We start from the raw sequence: 17,673 nt of genomic DNA on the forward strand, positions 1-17,673 counted from the left end.
TGGGCGTCAGCGTGCAGGATGCGCTGAGGCGAGGGCGCTGAGCGCTTCGCCGTCGACGCGCTGCACCGTCCATTCGTCCATCGGCCGCGCGCCGAGCGAACGGTAGAAGGCGATGGACGGTTCGTTCCAGTCCAGCACCCACCATTCCAGCCTCGCGCAATCCCGCTCCAGCGCCAGTTGCGCGAGGCGGGAAAGCAGCGCCTTGCCCGCGCCCAGGCCCCGCGCTTCGGGAATGACGAACAGATCCTCCAGATAAAGTCCCGGCCGCCCTTCGAAGGTGGAGAAATTGTGGAAGAAAAGGGCGAAGCCGACGGCCTCCCCATCATTTTCCGCGATCAACACCTCTGCCATGGGACGCGGGCCGAAGAGATATTTGTCCAGGCTGGCGCGGTCGGCCTTCACCTCATGCGACAGCTTCTCATAGTCGGCCAGGGCGAGGATAAAGCCGTGAATCGCACCGATGTCTGCGGCAACGGCCTCGCGGATGGTGACGGACATGCTTTTCCTTTCAGGCGACGGACGGTTCGACATGCGATGCCTGGGCCGGCCCTGCACGGGACGCGATCAGGCATCCCACCACGATCAGCAGCGCGCCGGCCAGGGTGGTCAGGGTCAGCCGTTCGCCAAAGGCAAGCCAGCCGATGATCGCGGCCCAGAGGAAGGCGCTATACTCGACCGGGATCAACAGTTGCGCCTCCGCCCGCGCATAGGCCCAGGCAAGCGCGGCGAGCGAGGTGAAGGCCAGCGTCGCGGCCAGCGCCACCAGCGCCCATGAGGGCGGCGCCGGCACGACCGGCCTGACCTGGACGAGCGCCGCGAAAAGGACGAACAGCCCCAGCATCACGACATGCTGGAAGAAGGCGACCTCTATCGGGGAAGCAAGCTGCGCCTGCCGCCGCTGGAGGATGAGGTTCCAGGCGAACAGCACCGCCGAAACGAGGACCGCGCCCGCGCCCAACAGCGCGTCCGTATCATAATTGCCCCGCACGCGACCCGACAGGATGACCGCGACGCCGACCAGCCCCAGCAAAGACGCGCCGATGGCCCGCCGCCCGATCCTCTCCTTGAGCAGCAGGGCGGCGAGATAGAGCGCGACCAGCGGCGCGATGAAGGACAGGGCGATGGCCTCGGCCAGTGGCATCCGCATGATCGCCCAGAAGAACAGGCTGGCCATCACCGCCACCACCGCCCCGCGCAGCATGTGCAGCCGCAACACCGCCCGATCGGGCCAGCGCTGCCGCGTCAGCAGCATCAGAGCCAGCCCCAACAGGCTGCCCGCCACGGCGCGCCAGAACAGCGCGTCGAACAGGCCGATGGAGAGGCTCAATCCCTTCATCACCGCATCCATCACGGAAAACAGCGCGACCCCCAGGCAGCAGACGGCAAAGGGAAGGGCGAGGGAGCGGGGCGCAGTCATGGGGACGGGGAACGGCTTATTCCGCCGCTTCCGCCTTTCCGGCATCGGTGGTTTCGGCCTCCAGCTTGGCCGCCTCGATCTCCGCCGCCTTGGCCTCCACCAGGCCGACGATATGGTCGATCATGCCTTCGTCCTGCACCGTATGATCGGTCAGGCCCGACAGATAGACCATATGCTTGCCCGCGCCGCCGCCGGTCAGGCCGATGTCGGTCTCCCGCGCCTCGCCGGGGCCGTTCACCACGCAGCCCAGCACCGACAGCGACAGCGGCGTGTGGATATGCTGGAGCCGTTCCTCCAGCGCCTGCACCGTGCGGATCACGTCGAATCCCTGGCGCGCGCAACTGGGGCAGGAGATGACCTTCACGCCCCGCGTGCGGATGCCGAGCGACTTCAATATCTCGTAACCGACCCGCACTTCTTCCTCCGGCTCGGCGGAAAGCGAAACGCGGATCGTGTCGCCGATCCCGGCCCAGAGCAGGTTGCCGATGCCGATGGCGCTTTTCACCGTGCCGCCGATCAGCCCGCCCGCCTCGGTAATGCCCAGGTGCAGCGGGCAATCCACCGCTTCGGCCAGTTGCATATAGGCGGCGACGGCCAGGAAGACGTCGCTCGCCTTCACCGCCACCTTATAGTCGTGAAAATCCTGGTCCTGGAGCAGCTTGATATGGTCGAGCGCGCTTTCGACCAGCGCTTCCGGGCAAGGCTCGCCATATTTTTCGAGCAGATCCTTTTCCAGGCTGCCTGCATTGACGCCGATGCGGATCGAGCAACCGTTGGATTTGGCCGCGTCGACCACTTCCTTCACCCGCGCCTCGCTGCCGATATTGCCCGGATTGATGCGCAGACAGGCCGCGCCCGCATCGGCGGCTTCCAGAGCCCGCTTATAGTGGAAATGAATGTCCGCGACGATCGGCACGCGGGCGGCGCGGACGATCTGCTTGAGCGCCGCGGTCGACGCCTCGTCGGGACAGGAGACGCGGATGATGTCCACGCCCGCTTCCTCGCAACGGCGGATCTGGTCGACGGTCGCCCTGACGTCATCGGTGGGCGTATTGGTCATGGTCTGCACCGTGACCGGCGCGCCGCCGCCTACCGGAACATTGCCGACCATGATCTGGCGGCATTGCCTGCGGGCGATGTCGCGCCAGGGACGCAGGCCGGGATTATGGTCGGACATGAAAAAGGGGCTCCGTGGTGATGGAGCCCCTATAGGGATTTACCGCGAACTTTAGAAGCGCGAGCTGTTTTGCGTTTCAGCAGAGCTGAAACGTGCGGCACCGGCCCTTACCCCTACCCGACCGCCCATAGGCTACCATGTCTGGGCGGTCGGGGGGCGAAGGCCGGTGCCGCTCCCATCAAAAACGCGCCGTCAAAGAAGCGCCGATCTGGTCCGCATTGCCGCTGGTCTGCGACAGGGTGGTCGCCGTCACCGTTGCGGGCGCGGGATAATAGCTGTCCGGACGGATGATGTTCGCCTTCTCCACGAAATTATGGGCATAGCTGAGGTTCAGCGCAAAGGCGGGCGAGATATTATAGGTCGCGCCGGCCGACAGCCAGGTCCGATCGCCGTCGGGCACGCGGGTCGTCAGATGCTGCGGATTGGTGGGCGAGCGGTCGAACATCGTGCCCGCCCGCAGGGTCAAGGCCGGGCTGACGTCATATTCTCCGCCCAGGCTGACGCTGTAGCTGTCCTTGTAATCCAGTTCCTTGTTGCTGGTCCCGGCGGCGGAGGTGATGGCGATGCCCTTGAACTTCGACCAATTGTACCAGCGGGCGCTGATCATGGCGCGCAGCTTCGGCGTCAGGCGATGCATGAAGCCGACCGTGACGATGTCGGGCAGGTCGAGCGGCGCGGAAGCGTCCAAAACGCCATTGGCCGAGGCGATCGGACCCAGAAGGCCGGAAATGCTCTGCGTGCCGGTCACCTTGTGATTGACGCCGGAACGGTAGGAGACGCCCACATTGGTGTCGCCATTGGTGTAGAACAGGCCCGCATTCCAGCCGACCGTCCAGTCGTCGCCCTTCAACCGGGCGAAACCGTCGGTGGGGATCAACGGCGAAAGCTGGGGCAGCGCGTTGGTGAGGGTCGCCTTCACATATTGCACGTCGACGCCGCCGCCGATCGAGAAATTGTCGTTGAGCCCATAGGCTGCGCTGGACTGGATATTATAGGTCTTGAGGTCGGTGTAGATCGAATCGTAACGGCCGAAAAAGCCGTCGTCATAATCCAGCTTCAACCCGAAGGGCGCATTGACCCCCAGGCCAAGCCACAGCCGGTCGGTCGCCTGCGCCGTGACGTAGAAGCTGGGGATGGGAATGACCTTTTCGAACGGCTGGCCGCCGTCATTGCCGGTCACCGGCACCCGCGCGCCCGGCACGGTGGGAACGGTGCGGTAGGTGCCGCGATTGGCCTGGTGGGCGGAGGCCATGAGCGCGATACCGCCGACCGAGGTCTGGATGCCCGGCAATTGCGTCATGGCCGCGGGATTGAAATAGATGGCGGACGGATCGTCCGCCGCAGCGCCGGCGCCGGCCATTGCCCGGCCGGTTTCCTTTGGCGCCTGTTCCTGAAGGTAGAAACCACCCGCCAGAGCCGGGACGGGTGCTGCGAATGCGCCCGACAGCAGGAGACTGGCGAGGATGGGGCGGCGCAATGGCATGATGAAACCTCTCTTCAAACGTGTTTGCGGCAAATGGCTTTCACCGGAAAAATGATGCCTTTAAAGCCGCGCCCTATTAGCAATATGGTTAAATTATCGTTCGAAAAGCCCTAATTTACGGGGATTTCACGCGCTGGATCGCCGAAAATGCGAAACGACGCTACGGCAGGAAGCGAAAAAAGGGAGGGCAAAAAGGCAAAAAAAAAGCCGCCCCGGAGGACGGCTTGAAAGTTTTAGGAGAGGATGCCTGAAAGGCCTTTTCCTTTTGCGGTGCAGCGGCGCATTTCGCAAATGCGAAAAGCTGACCCCTGGTTGCGTTTTCTGCAACTGCCCCCTTATATCCTTGTTTCCCTGGCGTAAAAATATGTTTCTCCTGGCGATCTGCCTGTCGCCGGGATCAGGAATCGGCTCGCGAAATCCGAATCACGCCCGAATCGGACAGATGGGCGTCGATCTGCGCGACCAGGCGCGCCAACCCTTCCTCATCCTTCGCCTCGGCGCGGGCAACGAGCGCGTCCTGGGTGTTGGAGGCCCTGAGCAGCCACCAGCCATCGGGCGCGACGACCCGCAGGCCGTCGGTTTCGTCGACGTTCGCGCCCAGGGCCTGCAAGCGGGCGCGGACCTCCTCCACCACCGCGAACTTGCGGCTATCCGCCACTGGAAAGCGAAGTTCGGGCGTATTCGCCATGTTCGGCATTTCGTCGCGCAGGGCGGTGACGCTGCGGCCCAGTCGGGTCAGACCCCGGATCAGGCGCACCGCCGCATAAAGCCCGTCGTCGAAACCGTAATAATCGTCCGCGAAGAAGATATGGCCGGTCATCTCGCCGCCCAGCGGAGCGGCAATCTCCTTCATTTTGGACTTGATCAGGCTGTGGCCCGTCTTCCACATCAGCGGCCGCCCGCCCAGCGCGGCTATGCGGTCGAACAGGGCCTGGCTGGCCTTCACATCCGCGACGATGGTGGCGTTCGGGCGGTCCTTCAGCACCAGTTCGGCGAAGATGCCCAGCAACTGGTCGCCCCAGATTACCCGCCCCTTGCCGTCCACCACGCCGATCCGGTCCCCGTCTCCGTCGAAAGCCACTCCGAAATCGAGCTTCTTGGCGCGGACAAGCGCTTTCAGGTCCGCCAGATTCGCCTCGACAGTGGGATCGGGGTGATGATGGGGAAAATGTCCGTCTATCTGGGTGAAAAGCACATGATGCTCACCTGGCAGGAGCTTGACCAGCTTGTCCACGACCGGCCCGGCGGCGCCGTTGCCCGCGTCCCAGCCAATGCGCCAGGCGGCGCCGTCGAACCCCTGCACCAGCCGGGCGACGTAGCGGTCCATGACGGCGACAGTCTCGACCTGCCCTCTGTTTCCGCTCCCGCCGTCGCTCCAGTCGCCCGCCGCCGCCATGCTCCCCAGATCCGCGATGTCCGCCCCAAAAAAGGCCTGGTGCTGAAATACCAGCTTGAAGCCGTTATGATCGGCGGGATTGTGGCTGCCGGTTATCTGCACGCCGCCGTCGACATCGAGCGCCGCTTCGGCATAATAGAGCATGGGCGTCGGGCCGAGGCCTATGCGCACGACATCGGTTCCGGAATCCTGCAGGCCCTGCACGACCGCCTGTTCCAGCGCCGGGGAACTCAGCCGCCCGTCATAGCCGACCGCGACCCTTGATCCGCCTGCCCGCCTGACGCCCATCCTCCTGACAATCGTGCCGAAGCTGCGGCCCACGGCATAGCCATCCGCCTCGCCCAGCGTGCGGCCCACCACGCCCCGAATGTCATATTCGCGCAGGAGCGTGGGATGAAAGCGATGGGCCATGGCATCCTCTCCCTTGGCTTCAACGGCGTTGCGCGGCTTCCTCGATCAGCAGGTCGCGCGCGGCGTTGATCTGGGCCGCCAGCGCTTCGGTGCCGCCCTTGTCCGGATGGACCGAGGCGATCAGGCGGCGATGCGCGGCGCGGATGGCGCGGGCGTCGGCGTCCGGTCCCACGCCCAACAGCTTGCGCGCGTCGTTCACCGCCTGGGACGAAACGGCTTGCGGCGCGGGCGTGCCCGGCCCGGCTTTCGCCTTGCCCCGCCGGCTTCTGGCCAGGAAGAACAAGGTGGCCCCGATGAGCAGCGGCGCGCCGACCAGCGGCTTGCCCTTGGCGGCCGCGACCGCGCCGACCAGAGCGGCGCCCAGCGCCATGCCATCCTTCGCGCTCATGCGTTGCAACCGTCCCGTCCAGATCAGCCAAGCCGCCAGCCCGATCAGAAGCAGCGCCAGCAGACCCATCAGGCCGCGCCGAGCATGTCCAGCGGCGCGGCCTCGACCCGCGAAGGCAGGGCAAGGCCCGACACCATCTCGCGCAGTTCCTGCCGGGCGGCGATATGGCTGACGCCCAGTTCGCCCAGATGCCCCTTGTCCAGCAGGGTCAGCCCCGACGGAAAGAGTTCGCGGAAGATCACCCGCTCCGAAAGGCCCGGAATCACGCGGAATCCGACGCGACGGGAAAGCTCCATCAGCGCGTCGCCCACCCGCTTCTTGTTGCGGGCGTCATGATGCTGGACGCGGTTGCGCAGCACCACCCAGTCGATGGTGACGCCGTCCGCCTTGGCGCGGGTCTTGCGCGCCTCGAAGATCAGTTCGGAATAGAAGGACAGGCGCTTCACCTTGAATGTTTCCGCGTCCACCTGCCCAATCAGGTCGAAATCGACGAAACTGTCGTTCATCGGCGTCACCAGCGTGTTGGCGCGGGCGGCCATGTGGCGGGCATAATCATCGTCGCGGCCGGGCGTGTCGATGACCAGGAAATCCTTGCCTTCAGCCATGGCCGCCGCCTGTTCCTCCAGCGCCTCGACGCTGTCGCCCTTGAACACCGCGAAGTCCGGAGTCGGCAGGTCGATGCCGCGGCGGCGCGCGGTCTCCGCCCGATTCTCCATATAGCGGGTGATGGTGCGCTGCCGCGGGTCGAGGTCGATCATGCCGACGCGATGACCCAATACCGTCAGCGCGATGGCCGTATGCACGGCGGTCGTCGACTTGCCGGTCCCGCCCTTCTCATTGGCGAAGACGATATGGTGCGTTTGGGCGTTCGCCATCGGACCTTCATTACCCCGTTGATTGTCGCATTGTCTGTTGACCGTTTCAGCCGGTCATGCCTTAGCAGGATATACCCCTATCGCTGCCCTTATCGGAGCCGTTCCTGTCGTGCAAATCCTCCGTGACCTGCCTTCGCTGCGCGCCGCCGTCGATGCGCTGAAAAGCGACGGAAAACCGCTCGCTTTGGTGCCCACCATGGGCGCGCTGCATGACGGGCATATGGCGCTGGTCGAGGAAGCGCGGCGACATGCGGGCCATGTGGCGGTGTCGATCTTCGTCAATCCCCGCCAGTTCGGGGTGAACGAGGATCTGGACGCCTATCCCCGGCGGGAGGCGAAGGACGCGCAGATGCTGCAGGCCGCCGGAGTCGACATCCTCTGGGCGCCGACGGTCGACGTCATGTACCCTGTGGGCTATGCCACCAACATCTCCGTCTCCGGCGTGACCGAGGGGCTGGACGGCGCGGCCCGGCCCGGCCATTTCGACGGCGTGGCGACGGTCGTGACCAAGCTGTTCAACCAGGTCCGCCCGGACGTCGCCCTGTTCGGGGAAAAGGATTATCAGCAGCTCGCCGTGATCCGGCGGATGGTCCGCGATCTGGACGTGCCGATCGAGATTGTCGGCGTGCCCACCCAAAGGGCCGAGGATGGCCTGGCCCTGTCGTCGCGCAACGCCTATCTCAGCGAGGAGGAGCGCAAGGACGCGCTCGCCCTGCCCCGCGCCCTGGGCGAAGCGGCGCGGCAGATGGAAAAAGGCGCGACCGTGGAAGCAGCCATCGCCAAGGCCATCGCCCTGCTGGCGGCGCATGGCTTCGATCCCATCGACTATGTGACGCTGTGCGACGCGGTTACTCTGGAACCGATGACGGCGCTGGACCGTCCCGCAAGGCTGCTGGGCGCGGCGAAACTCGGCAAGACGCGCCTGATCGACAATATCCCGGTCGATCCGGCCTGAATCACATCGCGCTCCTGCGAAGGCAGGAGCCCAGTTGAAACGGCGGAACTGGGCTCCTGCCTTCGCAGGAGCACGTCGCATCCGGTCAGTTGGTCAAAACGGCTTCACGATCACCGCGATCACGATCACCGCAGCCGCGATTCCCGGAATCTCGTTCAGCAACCGCAATTGCTTCTCGCTGAGCGGCCGCTCCCCCCTGGCCAGCTTCTTCGCATAACCCGAGATCCAGCCATGATAGCCTGACAGGCCCAGCACGAAGAGCAATTTCAGGTGGAACCAGCCGAAATGCCAGGCGCCGATCTCCACCATCAGCATCAGGCCGAAGACCCAGACCAGAAGCAGCGACGGGTTCAGGATGATCTTGAGCAGCCGCCTTTCCCGGTCGATCCACTTCCTGTCCTCATCCGATCCCACCGGGCATTGCTGGTGATAGACGAAGAAGCGCGGCATCATGAACAGGCCCGCCATCAGGAAGATGACGAAGATGACATGCGCGGCCTTGACCCACAAATAGGCTGCTCCCAGATAAGGCATATTCAGTCTCCCGCTGCCCGCACATAGCTAAGCAGCGCTTCGACATGATCAATGGGGGTGTCGGGCAATATCCCATGCCCCAAGTTGAAGATATGGGGCCGCCCGGCAAAGGCGGCGCGGATATTGTCGACGGCCTCTTCCACGGCCCTGCCCCCGGCGATCAGCGCCAGCGGATCGAGATTCCCCTGCACCGGCAGCCCCTGCGGCAGCACGCGGTTGGCCCAGTGCGGATCGACCGTCTCGTCCACGCCGACCGCGTCGACCCCGGTCCCGACCGCATAGTCCGCCAGTTTCGCGCCCGCGCCCTTGGGAAAGCCGATCACCGGAATATCCGGATGGATCGCCTTCAGCTTCTCCACGATCCGCCGGTTGGGCCGGATCACCCAGCGCTCGAACTCCAGCGGGGCCAGGCTGCCCGCCCAACTGTCGAAAAGCTGCACGGCCTCGACCCCCGCCTCGATCTGGCCGCACAGATAGACCACCGTCGCATCGATGATCGCATCGATGATCGCGCCGAATTTATCGGGCTGCCGATAGGCCATGCGGCGGGCCGCGCCCTGGTCCTTGCTGCCCTGACCCGCGACCATATAGGTGGCGATGGTCCAGGGACTGCCCGCAAAGCCCAGGAAGGTGACTTGCGGGTCCAATGCGGCCTTCACCTGCCGGACCGTCTCATAGACCGCCTCATAGCGGCTGAAATCGGGTTTCAGGGTCGACAGGTCCGTCTCCGCCAGGATCGGCGCCAGACGCGGCCCTTCCCCGGCCTCGAACCAGAGATCCTGCCCCATCGCATAGGGCACGATCAAAATGTCGGAAAACAGGATCGCGCCGTCGAAACCGAAACGGCGCAACGGCTGCAGCGTCACTTCCGCCGCCGCCGCGCTGTCATAGACCAGTTCGAGGAATCCGCCCTTTTCCGCCCGCAAGGCCCGATATTCCGGCAGATAGCGCCCTGCCTGGCGCATCAGCCACATGGGCGGCACGGCAGGCAGCGCGCCTTTCAGGACCGAAAGCAACGGCTTGGGCATCGGGCCGTTCGAAAGGCCGGCATCTGGTCCCGTCATAAACTCTCTTATATTTAGATTCAGAAGGATGATGGAGATAGTAGGGCGGTTGGCAGCGGGGTTTATGCGCTGTGCCCGGATTTGCCAACAACTTGACTCCCCGGAGTCGCCGATTCCGGTCCGAGTCAGTTCGCTTATCCCCCTTATCCACAGGCTGTGGATTTTAATTTCCATCTGTTGGCGGGCTGTGGACAAGATTCCCGGAATCGGGGAGGGCGACAAACGCCTGATTTTCCCCGCAACCTATCCCTTGCTTTATCCACAACCTCCCCACAGAGATATTGTTCATGTCGCGCATCCATCTCCACCTGCTTTCGGACTCCACCGGCGAGACGCTGGAGAATATCGCCAAGGCGGCCATCGGCGCGTTCGAGAATGTGGAGGCGGTGCGCCATTTCTGGCCGATGGTCCGCTCCGACGTCCATCTCGACCGCATCATGGAGGAAATCGCCGCCAATCCGGGCCTCGTGCTCTTCACTTTGTCCAACCACCAGCTCAGGCGGCGGCTGGAGACGCGCTGCCGGGCGCTCGGCCTGCCGCATGTCGCCGCGCTGGACAGCGTGACCGACGCCCTTTCCAACATATTGGGGCAGGAAACCCGCAACCGCCCCGGCCGCAAGCATATCCTGGACGAAGCCTATTTCGCCCGGATCGAGGCTATCCAGTTCACCATCGCCCATGACGACGGCGTCGGCCATGAAAATTGGGAGGAGGCCGATATCGTGCTGGCGGGCGTCTCCCGCGCCTCCAAGACGCCGACCTCCATCTATCTCGCCAATCGCGGGTACAAGACCGCCAATATCCCGCTGGTGATCCAGTCGCCGCCGCCGCCCGCCCTCTATTCGTTGAAGCATCCGATGGTGGTGGGGCTGACGGTCAGCCCGGAACGGCTGGTGCAGATCCGCCGAAATCGCCTGCTCTCGCTCAACCAGGCGCCCGAAACCAGCTATGTCAATCTGGACAAGGTGCAGGAGGAACTGGCCTTCGCCCGCCGCATGTTCGCGGACAATGGCTGGCCGGTGATCGACATGACCCGCCGCTCCATCGAGGAAGCGGCGGCCGCCATCATCAACCTGTTCAACGACCGCGTTCTGGCGGAAGGAGCATGAGACCATGATCGTGCTGGCGTCGCAAAGCGCGAGCCGCCGGGCGCTGCTGGAAGCGGCGCAAGTGCCGTTCGAGGCGCTCTCGCCCGGCGTCGACGAGGAAGCGGCCAAGGAAGCCCTGCGCGCCGACGGGCTGGACGCCCGGCAACTGGCCGATGCGCTGGCGGAACTCAAGGCGCTGCGCGTGTCGCGCCGGGTGCCGGGCGCGCTGGTGCTGGGCTGCGACCAGACGCTCAGCCTGGACGACGGCGCCATGATCGACAAGGCGGTCGACCGCAGCGATGCCGAGCGGATATTGAAGCTGCTTTCCGGGCGGGTCCATCATCTCCACAGCGCGGCGGTGATCGCGCTTAACGGTGAACCGATCTGGCGGCATATAGAGCGAGTGCGGATGACGGTGCGCCCCTTGTCCGACGCTTTCATCGCGCACTATCTCGACGGCGACTGGGAGCAATGCCGCTGGTGCGTCGGCTGCTACCGGATAGAGGGACCGGGCGCGCAGCTTTTCAGCCGGGTCGAAGGCAGCCAGTTCGCGATTCAGGGCCTGCCGCTGCTGCCCCTGCTTGACTTTCTGCGCATCCGGGGCGTTCTGGAGTCATGACCGACAAGCTCCCCTATGCCGAGGTGATCGGCGATCCGATCGCGCACAGCAAGTCGCCGCTGATCCACAATTTCTGGCTGGATGCCCTGGGAATAGAGGCGGAGTATCGGAAAACCCATGTCACCGGCGAGGGTCTGGCCGCCTATTTCCTCGCCCGGCGGGCCGATCCGGACTGGCTGGGCTGCAACGTCACCATCCCGCACAAGATCGCGGTGATGGACTATACCGACGATCCGGGCGGGGTGCGCGAGCGGATCGGCGCGATGAACACCATCGCCAGCGAGACGGGCGGGCCGCTGATCGGCACCAACACCGATGCGGGCGGGTTCCTCCAGCCGCTGCTGCGCGACAAGTGGAAGGGGCAGAGCGCCGTGCTTGTGGGCGCGGGCGGCGCGGCGCGGGCGATCCTGTTCGCGCTGACCAGCCTGGGCGTGCCGGACATCACGGTCATGGCGCGGGATGCGGCGAAGGGGCAGGCGCTGCTCGACCGCGCGGGGGTAAAGGGCCGGGTGATCGGCATGACCGACGCGCTGCCCGGCGCGGACCTGATCGTCAACGCCAGCTCGCTCGGCATGGCGGGCCAGCCGGTGCTGGACCTTGACCTTTCGCCCCTGAACCCGGACGCGACCGTCTACGACATCGTCTATGCTCCGCTGGAGACGCAGTTGCTCAAGGCGGCGCGCATGAACGGATTGAAGACCCTCGACGGGCTGGAGATGCTGATCGGGCAGGCGGCGCTGGCCTTCGACATCTTCTTCGATGCGCAGGCGCCGCGCGAACGGGACGAGGAATTGCGCGCCCTGCTGCTTGCCGCCTGAGATTCATGAAGATGATGGGATGAAGATCTACGGTCTCACCGGCTCCATCGGCATGGGGAAGTCCGCCGTCGCGGCCATGTTGCGGCGGGAAGGCGTCCCGCTGTTCGATGCCGATGCGGAGGTGCATCGCCTGCAGGGGCCGGGCGGCGCGCTGCTGCCGGCGATAGAGGCGCGCTTTCCCGGCACGACGGGTCCAAGGGGCGTCGACCGGGCGAAGCTGGGCGCGGCGGTCTTTGGCCATCCGCAGGAATTGAAGGCGCTGGAGGCCATCGTCCATCCCGCCGTGCAGCAGGGCCGCAGGGCGTTCCTGCAAAGGAACCGATCGCGCAGGTTCGTGGTGCTGGACATTCCGCTGCTGTTCGAGAGGCATGGCGATCGCAAGCTGGCGGGCGTCATCGTCGTCACGGCCCCGGCGTGGAAGCAGCGCAAGCGAGTCCTGGCCCGGCCCGGCATGACCGCTGCGAAATTCCGCCGGATTGTCCATCTGCAAACGCCCGATGCTGAAAAGCGGCGGCGGGCGGATTATATCATCCACACGGGGACGACCTTCGCGGAGACCCGCTTCCAGGTCCGCCGCCTGGTCGCTTGCCTTGGTGCGAAGACAGGCCGATAAGAGGGGTCCGGCAAGAGTCGTGTAGAGGGCAATGCGCGAGATCATTTTCGACACCGAAACGACGGGATTCGACCCAGCTTCCGGAGATCGCCTGGTCGAAATCGGATGCATCGAACTTCTCAACCGGGTTCCCACGGGCCGCACATTCCACGCTTATTACAATCCGCAACGGTCCATGCCGGCCGCGGCGGAGGCGGTGCACGGCCTGTCCGACAGCTTCCTGAGGGACAAGCCGCTGTTTTCCCATGGGGTGGAGGAACTGCTCGCCTTTCTGGAGGACAGCCATCTGGTCGCGCACAATGCGCGCTTCGACTTCGGCTTCCTCAACCACGAATTGAGGCTGTGCGGATTGCCCGAAGTGTCGATGGCGCGGATGATCGACACCGTTGCCATAGCGCGGCAGCTTCACCCCGGCGCCAAGCACAGCCTGGACGCGCTCTGCACCCGATACGGCATCGACCGCAGCCACCGCATCAAGCATGGCGCGCTGCTCGACGCCGAATTGCTGGCCCAGCTTTACATCGAGTTGACCGGCGGCCGTCAGATCGGCCTCGGTCTTGCACAGGAGGAAGAGAAACGCGTTGCAAATATGGAACTTGCGGCGGAAGTCGCGGTTCGCCCTGTTCGTCCCGCGCGCGTCTTTGCGGCAAGCGCGGAGGAGCTGGAGAGGCATGCAGCGTTCGTCGCGACGCTGGAAAAGCCGCTCTGGCTTGAGGAGGCCTGATTACAGGCATCCCGTCCGGGATGCACTGCCTTCACGCCTCCACGCCGACCGGGTCGCCAATCCCGGGCGGTCCGGCAAGAATAAGGAGAAGGCATATGGATATTCGTGTTTCCGGGCATCAGGTCGATACGGGCGACGCGCTCAAGCAGCATGTCTGGACCCGTCTGGAGGCCATGGCCGAGAAATATTTTTCCCGCGCGCTTTCCGCCCAGGTCACGTTCCGGCCGGCCCCGCACGGCGCCTTCCATTGCGACATCGTCTGCCATGTCATGACCGGCCTGATCCTCAAGGGCGCCGGAGAGGCGCAGGAGGCGCATCCCGCCTTCGATCAGGCGGCCGAGCGGATCGAGAAGCAGTTGCGCCGCTACCTCCGCCGCCTGAAGGACCGCAGCGCCCAGGCCGCCGCGGCCGAGGCGAACCGGGCCAATGGTTTCAGCGTTGAGGAGCTTGACGGCGCAGGCTACACGATTTTCGCATCCCCGGCCGATGAGGAGGAACCGGCCGAAGCGCCGCTGATCGTGGCGGAAACCAAGGTCGACATTCCCGAAGCCAGCGTGTCGGATGCGGTGATGATGCTCGACCTGCGCAACACCAACGCGCTGTTGTTCGTCAATGCCGGGACCGCGGCGTACAACATGGTCTATCGCCGGCAGGACGGGACCATCGGCTGGGTCGAGCCCCGCCTGGCCTGATCGCCATCCCCCGGCCGCCGGTTGACCTGCGTCGGCTGGCGGCCTATGGGGCCGGACTTTAAAGATCCGGGCATTGCGTCAATTTTTCCGAAGCTGGGCGCGGCTCGGCTGGGATTCGGCATGGTTCATTTCAACGATATCGTCGCACCGGATGCATTGGGCACCGCCCTTTCGGTGAACGGCAAGAAGCAGTTGTTTCAGAAGGTTGCGACGCTGGCTGCCCAGGCCTACGGCCTGGAAGCGGATATGGTGGCGGAAGCGCTGCTGGAGCGCGAGAAGCTGGGGTCTACCGGCTTTGGCGGCGGAGTCGCGATTCCCCATGCGAAGATTCCGGGCCTTCAGAAAATGTGCGGCGTGGTCGTCCTGCTCGACCCGGTGGTTCCCTTCGACGCGGTAGACGAAGCGCCGGTGGACATCGTCTTCGCGCTCCTCTCCCCGATCGATTCGGGCGCCGAGCATCTCAAGACGCTGGCCCGCGTCTCGCGCTACCTGCGCGACGAGGGGCAGGTCGCCCGGTTGCGCGGCGCCAAGTCGACGGCGGCGCTTCATGCCCTGCTCGCCGGTGGCGAGGCGCGTGACGCAGCCTGATCGGGAATCGGCCGCCAGCGCCCTGCCCAGCGGGGAGGAGGCGCATTTCCGGGCGCTGGAGTCTCTCTACCGCTCCGCACCGATCAACCGGCTGTTCCGGTCCCAACTGACGATCCCGGAAGAAGGCCGGTCGATCATCCATTTCGACGTGGACGAGACCCAGTTCCACGCGGCGGGGGCGGTGCACGGCACGGTCTATTTCAAGATGCTGGACGATGCGGCCTTCTACGCCGCCAACAGCCTGGTCAGCGACCGTTTCCTGCTGACGACCAGCTTCAACCTGCTGTTCACCCGCCCGATCGGGCCGGGCCGCATCAGGGCGGAAGGGCGCTGGATCAGCGGCAGGCGGCGCGTCTATGTCGCGGAAGCCAGCCTGATCGATGCCGATGGCGAGGAGGTCGGGCGCGGCACCGGCACCTTCATGCGGTCGCAATTCCCCTTGTCGTCCCTGCCCGGCTATGCCGACTGACCCACCCGATGCGCGGCTGACCAGCGCGATGCTGGTCGGCGCGCTGACGCGCCGCTGCGCCGCGGCGGGCGGCTTCGCCACGGTGCTGGTGAAGGGGGACGAGATCAGCGGCTCCATTCTGCTCCAGACGTTGGAAAAGGGGCGGGAACAGGGCCTGTTCGAGCGCGTTCCTGATTATGCGGGCGGCTACAGGCTGGTCCGCTGCGGCCCCGATACGGAAAAGGGGCAGGAGGCCATGGCCCAATATCTTGCGCGTCGGCGTGGATCGGACCCCGATCTGTGGGTCATTGAACTCGACATCGCGGATGCGGAACGGTTCGCCGCTGAAACGATCTGTTAATCGTTGACTCATTTTCCTCGCGCGGGCACAGGCCTCCGACGCTTTCAACGCGCAGGTTGCCGGTTTTCGTCCATGGGGGGCGGATGCGGTAAACACGCAGACGGGGGGCGGCCGGACGTCGGTGTTCTAGGGGTTTTTTGACGTTTCCGGCCAAGAACCGCACGATTTTGAGTTGTAATGAGTTTTCGTCTGAAGGCTGCGATCATCGCGGCATTTTCCCTTTCCGCTACCGCGGCGGTCACTGCGGCCGACATGTCGAGCGCTTCCGAAGCGGCTCCGTCGGTCCTTTCCCTTCCGGGAAGCAATGAGCTGAATGCAGCTCCGGCCGGCGCCAAGCCCGCCGTCACTTTCGCCGCGCCGCGCGAAGTCGTGCAGCCGCTGGCTCCCCTTTCCGACAGCGCCGATGTGAAGGCGGACAATCTCGCCGCCCTGGTGGACGCGCAGGGCGCGCCCGAGGATGTTTCCGGCGACATGAAGTGCCTGGCCGGCGCCGTCTATTTCGAATCCAAGGGCGAAAGCCTGGAAGGCCAGTTGGCCGTCGCTCGCGTCATCATCAACCGCGCCCGCTCCGGCCGCTTCGCCGACAGCCTGTGCGGCGTCATCTATCAGCCCGGCCAGTTCAGCTTCGTGCGCGGCAACGGCATGCCGTCGATCCGCCTGGGCAGCGAAAGCTGGCGCGAGGCCGTCGCCATCGCCCAGATCGCGATGGAGGATAGCTGGAACAGCAAGGCGGAAGGCGCGCTCTATTTCCATGCGCGCCGCGTTTCGCCGGGCTGGGGCAAGCGCCAGCTCGCCGCGATCGACAACCACGTCTTCTATCGCTGACCGTTTCGCGCCGAGCGCGCAGGGGGTGAAGAAGGGCCGGTTCGGGGGCTTCCCGAATCGGCCCTTTCCTTTTGTTCCCTTCATGTTCTAATAAGCGGATATGGAGTCCGATCTTTCCGACAGTTGTTCGCCCCTGACCGACGGCACGGCGCTGGCCGTGGCGCGGGGTACGCTGCGCCTGTTCTTCCGCCACGACATGAGCGGGATATTGGAAGTGCCGCTGCCCAACGGCCGGCGCGCCGACATCATGGCGCTGGACGGGGCCGGGCGGATCACCATCGTGGAGATCAAGTGCAGTCGCGCCGACCTGCTGGGCGACATGAAATGGCCGGATTATTTCGACTATTGCGACCGTTATTTCTGGGCCGTGCCCTCCGGCTTCGACCTGTCGCTGTTCGAAAGCGAGGCGCTATGGCCGGGGCGGACGGGACTGATCGTCGCGGACCGATATGACGCCGAACTGGTGCGTCCGGCGCCAATGGAGCCGCTGGCGGCGGCGCGGCGCAAGGCGGAAACGCTGCGCTTCGCCCGACGGGCCGCGCGACGGCTGACGGCGCTGGCCGACCCGGACCATGCCGCGGAACTGGGCTGGTAGGGCGGAAATCACCTCCACCCATTGCACCGCCGCGACTACTCAACCGACAGGCCGTCGATCGCGCCCCAGCCGGAGGCGCCCATGCCCGCCAGCATATGCCGATGCGCCGCGCGCACTCCGCCCAGGGCGATCACCGGCATGGGGGCCAGCCGCGCCAGGGCCGCGAATCCCGCCCGCCCCAACACAAGCGAACCGGGATGCGAGCGCGTCGGGAAAAGCGGCGAGAGGAAGACGAAATCCGCGCCAGCGCGGGCGGCTTCCGCCATCTGCCGCTTGTCATGCACGGGCCTGCTGTGGAGCAGCGTCTTTCCGTCCCTCCGCCGGTCGCGGCCATGCCAGCCATCGGCGCGCCAGGCCCGCGCCTGCGCCGCCGTGCCGCCCAGCATCAGCACCAGCCGCCGCCTTCGGGCCATCCTGGCGACCCGATCGAACAAGGCGCGGCGTTCCGCCGCCGCCGTGCGATAGTGCCGGAATATGACCCCCGCCCTGCCCTTCGGCAGGCGATCGATAGCCGCCAGCAAGGCGGACTCCCCGACGCGTTCGTCGGTCATCAACCAGATCGTCGGCAGTTTTTTGCGGTGGCGGCGTTGCATGGCCATCGC

22 protein-coding genes are annotated in these 17,673 nt (G+C 65.3%); 12 read left to right on the top strand and 10 right to left on the bottom strand.

The window, feature by feature from the left end; genetic code table 11:
* Nucleotides 1-6 precede the first annotated feature (6 nt).
* From Sj15T_RS13770 to Sj15T_RS13800, 7 genes are all read right to left on the bottom strand, one after another.
* Complete coding sequence (locus Sj15T_RS13770) at nucleotides 7-498, bottom strand: GNAT family N-acetyltransferase (protein ID WP_013041549.1); 492 nt, start codon at nucleotides 496-498, stop codon at nucleotides 7-9.
* Nucleotides 499-508: 10 nt separating this feature from the next.
* Nucleotides 509-1,417, bottom strand: coding sequence for a DMT family transporter (locus Sj15T_RS13775; RefSeq protein WP_013041550.1), 909 nt, complete (start codon nucleotides 1,415-1,417; stop codon nucleotides 509-511).
* Nucleotides 1,418-1,433: 16 nt separating this feature from the next.
* The gene (gene ispG, locus Sj15T_RS13780) at nucleotides 1,434-2,594 is read right to left on the bottom strand and encodes a flavodoxin-dependent (E)-4-hydroxy-3-methylbut-2-enyl-diphosphate synthase (protein ID WP_013041551.1); all 1,161 of its coding nucleotides are present in this window, start codon (nucleotides 2,592-2,594) and stop codon (nucleotides 1,434-1,436) included.
* A 178-nt stretch (nucleotides 2,595-2,772) separates the two neighbouring features.
* Nucleotides 2,773-4,077: a porin gene (locus tag Sj15T_RS13785; RefSeq protein WP_013041552.1), complete on the bottom strand. Its 1,305-nt coding sequence runs from the start codon at nucleotides 4,075-4,077 to the stop codon at nucleotides 2,773-2,775.
* A 397-nt stretch (nucleotides 4,078-4,474) separates the two neighbouring features.
* On the bottom strand, nucleotides 4,475-5,884 hold the full coding sequence (locus Sj15T_RS13790; RefSeq protein WP_013041553.1) for a phosphomannomutase/phosphoglucomutase: 1,410 nt from the start codon (nucleotides 5,882-5,884) through the stop codon (nucleotides 4,475-4,477).
* A gap of 19 nt (nucleotides 5,885-5,903) precedes the next feature.
* Entirely contained in the window at nucleotides 5,904-6,341 is a 438-nt protein-coding gene (locus tag Sj15T_RS13795; RefSeq protein ID WP_013041554.1) for a DnaJ domain-containing protein, read from the bottom strand.
* A complete protein-coding gene (locus tag Sj15T_RS13800) occupies nucleotides 6,341-7,147 on the bottom strand; it encodes a division plane positioning ATPase MipZ (RefSeq protein ID WP_007689372.1) in 807 nt (268 codons plus the stop codon). The genes Sj15T_RS13795 and Sj15T_RS13800 overlap by 1 nt, the downstream gene beginning before the upstream one ends.
* 109 nt (nucleotides 7,148-7,256) lie before the next feature.
* On the opposite strand from Sj15T_RS13800, the gene panC reads away from it, so the two are divergent.
* A complete protein-coding gene (panC, locus tag Sj15T_RS13805) occupies nucleotides 7,257-8,102 on the top strand; it encodes a pantoate--beta-alanine ligase (RefSeq protein WP_013041555.1) in 846 nt (281 codons plus the stop codon).
* A gap of 93 nt (nucleotides 8,103-8,195) precedes the next feature.
* Here the strand turns inward: panC and Sj15T_RS13810 are convergent, their stop codons facing one another.
* Nucleotides 8,196-8,636: a CopD family protein gene (locus Sj15T_RS13810; RefSeq protein ID WP_013041556.1), complete on the bottom strand. Its 441-nt coding sequence runs from the start codon at nucleotides 8,634-8,636 to the stop codon at nucleotides 8,196-8,198.
* A 2-nt stretch (nucleotides 8,637-8,638) separates the two neighbouring features.
* A complete protein-coding gene (gene hemE / locus Sj15T_RS13815; protein WP_013041557.1) occupies nucleotides 8,639-9,700 on the bottom strand; it encodes a uroporphyrinogen decarboxylase in 1,062 nt (353 codons plus the stop codon).
* A 287-nt stretch (nucleotides 9,701-9,987) separates the two neighbouring features.
* On the opposite strand from hemE, the gene Sj15T_RS13820 reads away from it, so the two are divergent.
* The 11 genes from Sj15T_RS13820 (at nucleotide 9,988) to Sj15T_RS13870 (ending at nucleotide 17,071) form a co-directional block, all read left to right on the top strand.
* Nucleotides 9,988-10,809, top strand: coding sequence for a pyruvate, water dikinase regulatory protein (locus tag Sj15T_RS13820; RefSeq protein WP_013038684.1), 822 nt, complete (start codon nucleotides 9,988-9,990; stop codon nucleotides 10,807-10,809).
* A gap of 4 nt (nucleotides 10,810-10,813) precedes the next feature.
* Nucleotides 10,814-11,407: a nucleoside triphosphate pyrophosphatase gene (locus Sj15T_RS13825; RefSeq protein WP_013038685.1), complete on the top strand. Its 594-nt coding sequence runs from the start codon at nucleotides 10,814-10,816 to the stop codon at nucleotides 11,405-11,407.
* Nucleotides 11,404-12,225 carry a shikimate dehydrogenase gene (gene aroE, locus Sj15T_RS13830; protein ID WP_013038686.1) on the top strand — a complete coding sequence of 274 codons (822 nt, stop codon included), beginning with the start codon at nucleotides 11,404-11,406 and terminating at the stop codon, nucleotides 12,223-12,225. The genes Sj15T_RS13825 and aroE overlap by 4 nt, the downstream gene beginning before the upstream one ends.
* Nucleotides 12,226-12,244: 19 nt before the next feature.
* The gene (coaE, locus tag Sj15T_RS13835; RefSeq protein ID WP_013038687.1) at nucleotides 12,245-12,838 is read left to right on the top strand and encodes a dephospho-CoA kinase; all 594 of its coding nucleotides are present in this window, start codon (nucleotides 12,245-12,247) and stop codon (nucleotides 12,836-12,838) included.
* Between the two features lie 31 nt (nucleotides 12,839-12,869).
* On the top strand, nucleotides 12,870-13,562 hold the full coding sequence (gene dnaQ / locus Sj15T_RS13840; protein ID WP_013038688.1) for a DNA polymerase III subunit epsilon: 693 nt from the start codon (nucleotides 12,870-12,872) through the stop codon (nucleotides 13,560-13,562).
* Between the two features lie 95 nt (nucleotides 13,563-13,657).
* Nucleotides 13,658-14,254: a ribosome-associated translation inhibitor RaiA gene (gene raiA / locus Sj15T_RS13845; RefSeq protein WP_013038689.1), complete on the top strand. Its 597-nt coding sequence runs from the start codon at nucleotides 13,658-13,660 to the stop codon at nucleotides 14,252-14,254.
* 120 nt (nucleotides 14,255-14,374) lie between these two features.
* Nucleotides 14,375-14,842 carry a PTS sugar transporter subunit IIA gene (locus tag Sj15T_RS13850; RefSeq protein ID WP_041386169.1) on the top strand — a complete coding sequence of 156 codons (468 nt, stop codon included), beginning with the start codon at nucleotides 14,375-14,377 and terminating at the stop codon, nucleotides 14,840-14,842.
* Nucleotides 14,802-15,311 (top strand): PaaI family thioesterase, encoded by a 510-nt coding sequence (locus tag Sj15T_RS13855; protein ID WP_013038691.1) that lies wholly within the window; start codon nucleotides 14,802-14,804, stop codon nucleotides 15,309-15,311. The genes Sj15T_RS13850 and Sj15T_RS13855 overlap by 41 nt, the downstream gene beginning before the upstream one ends.
* Complete coding sequence (locus Sj15T_RS13860) at nucleotides 15,301-15,651, top strand: DUF1491 family protein (protein WP_041385582.1); 351 nt, start codon at nucleotides 15,301-15,303, stop codon at nucleotides 15,649-15,651. Before Sj15T_RS13855 ends, Sj15T_RS13860 begins: the two co-directional genes overlap by 11 nt.
* 177 nt (nucleotides 15,652-15,828) lie before the next feature.
* Nucleotides 15,829-16,476: a cell wall hydrolase gene (locus Sj15T_RS13865; protein ID WP_013038693.1), complete on the top strand. Its 648-nt coding sequence runs from the start codon at nucleotides 15,829-15,831 to the stop codon at nucleotides 16,474-16,476.
* Nucleotides 16,477-16,576: 100 nt separating this feature from the next.
* Nucleotides 16,577-17,071 carry an MmcB family DNA repair protein gene (locus tag Sj15T_RS13870; RefSeq protein WP_013038694.1) on the top strand — a complete coding sequence of 165 codons (495 nt, stop codon included), beginning with the start codon at nucleotides 16,577-16,579 and terminating at the stop codon, nucleotides 17,069-17,071.
* Nucleotides 17,072-17,106: 35 nt separating this feature from the next.
* Here the strand turns inward: Sj15T_RS13870 and Sj15T_RS13875 are convergent, their stop codons facing one another.
* Nucleotides 17,107-17,670 carry a thiamine phosphate synthase gene (locus Sj15T_RS13875; RefSeq protein ID WP_013038695.1) on the bottom strand — a complete coding sequence of 188 codons (564 nt, stop codon included), beginning with the start codon at nucleotides 17,668-17,670 and terminating at the stop codon, nucleotides 17,107-17,109.
* Nucleotides 17,671-17,673 lie beyond the last annotated feature (3 nt).

Source organism: Sphingobium sp. TA15, from assembly GCF_037101235.1.
GTDB classification, from domain to species: Bacteria; Pseudomonadota; Alphaproteobacteria; order Sphingomonadales; family Sphingomonadaceae; genus Sphingobium; species Sphingobium indicum.

Coding starts and splice junctions, on each gene's coding strand:
- ispG (WP_013041551.1), bottom strand. CDS start 2,594: ATGTCCGACCATAATCCCGGCCTGCGTCCCTGGCGCGACATCGCCCGC.
- Sj15T_RS13810 (WP_013041556.1), bottom strand. CDS start 8,636: ATGCCTTATCTGGGAGCAGCCTATTTGTGGGTCAAGGCCGCGCATGTC.
- Sj15T_RS13770 (WP_013041549.1), bottom strand. CDS start 498: ATGTCCGTCACCATCCGCGAGGCCGTTGCCGCAGACATCGGTGCGATT.
- Sj15T_RS13795 (WP_013041554.1), bottom strand. CDS start 6,341: ATGGGTCTGCTGGCGCTGCTTCTGATCGGGCTGGCGGCTTGGCTGATC.
- Sj15T_RS13775 (WP_013041550.1), bottom strand. CDS start 1,417: ATGACTGCGCCCCGCTCCCTCGCCCTTCCCTTTGCCGTCTGCTGCCTG.
- coaE (WP_013038687.1), top strand. CDS start 12,245: ATGAAGATCTACGGTCTCACCGGCTCCATCGGCATGGGGAAGTCCGCC.
- hemE (WP_013041557.1), bottom strand. CDS start 9,700: ATGACGGGACCAGATGCCGGCCTTTCGAACGGCCCGATGCCCAAGCCG.
- Sj15T_RS13785 (WP_013041552.1), bottom strand. CDS start 4,077: ATGCCATTGCGCCGCCCCATCCTCGCCAGTCTCCTGCTGTCGGGCGCA.
- raiA (WP_013038689.1), top strand. CDS start 13,658: ATGGATATTCGTGTTTCCGGGCATCAGGTCGATACGGGCGACGCGCTC.
- Sj15T_RS13860 (WP_041385582.1), top strand. CDS start 15,301: ATGCCGACTGACCCACCCGATGCGCGGCTGACCAGCGCGATGCTGGTC.
- Sj15T_RS13875 (WP_013038695.1), bottom strand. CDS start 17,670: ATGGCCATGCAACGCCGCCACCGCAAAAAACTGCCGACGATCTGGTTG.
- Sj15T_RS13800 (WP_007689372.1), bottom strand. CDS start 7,147: ATGGCGAACGCCCAAACGCACCATATCGTCTTCGCCAATGAGAAGGGC.
- dnaQ (WP_013038688.1), top strand. CDS start 12,870: ATGCGCGAGATCATTTTCGACACCGAAACGACGGGATTCGACCCAGCT.
- Sj15T_RS13850 (WP_041386169.1), top strand. CDS start 14,375: ATGGTTCATTTCAACGATATCGTCGCACCGGATGCATTGGGCACCGCC.
- Sj15T_RS13820 (WP_013038684.1), top strand. CDS start 9,988: ATGTCGCGCATCCATCTCCACCTGCTTTCGGACTCCACCGGCGAGACG.
- Sj15T_RS13790 (WP_013041553.1), bottom strand. CDS start 5,884: ATGGCCCATCGCTTTCATCCCACGCTCCTGCGCGAATATGACATTCGG.
- Sj15T_RS13870 (WP_013038694.1), top strand. CDS start 16,577: ATGGAGTCCGATCTTTCCGACAGTTGTTCGCCCCTGACCGACGGCACG.
- Sj15T_RS13855 (WP_013038691.1), top strand. CDS start 14,802: ATGCCCTGCTCGCCGGTGGCGAGGCGCGTGACGCAGCCTGATCGGGAA.
- Sj15T_RS13865 (WP_013038693.1), top strand. CDS start 15,829: ATGAGTTTTCGTCTGAAGGCTGCGATCATCGCGGCATTTTCCCTTTCC.
- Sj15T_RS13825 (WP_013038685.1), top strand. CDS start 10,814: ATGATCGTGCTGGCGTCGCAAAGCGCGAGCCGCCGGGCGCTGCTGGAA.
- aroE (WP_013038686.1), top strand. CDS start 11,404: ATGACCGACAAGCTCCCCTATGCCGAGGTGATCGGCGATCCGATCGCG.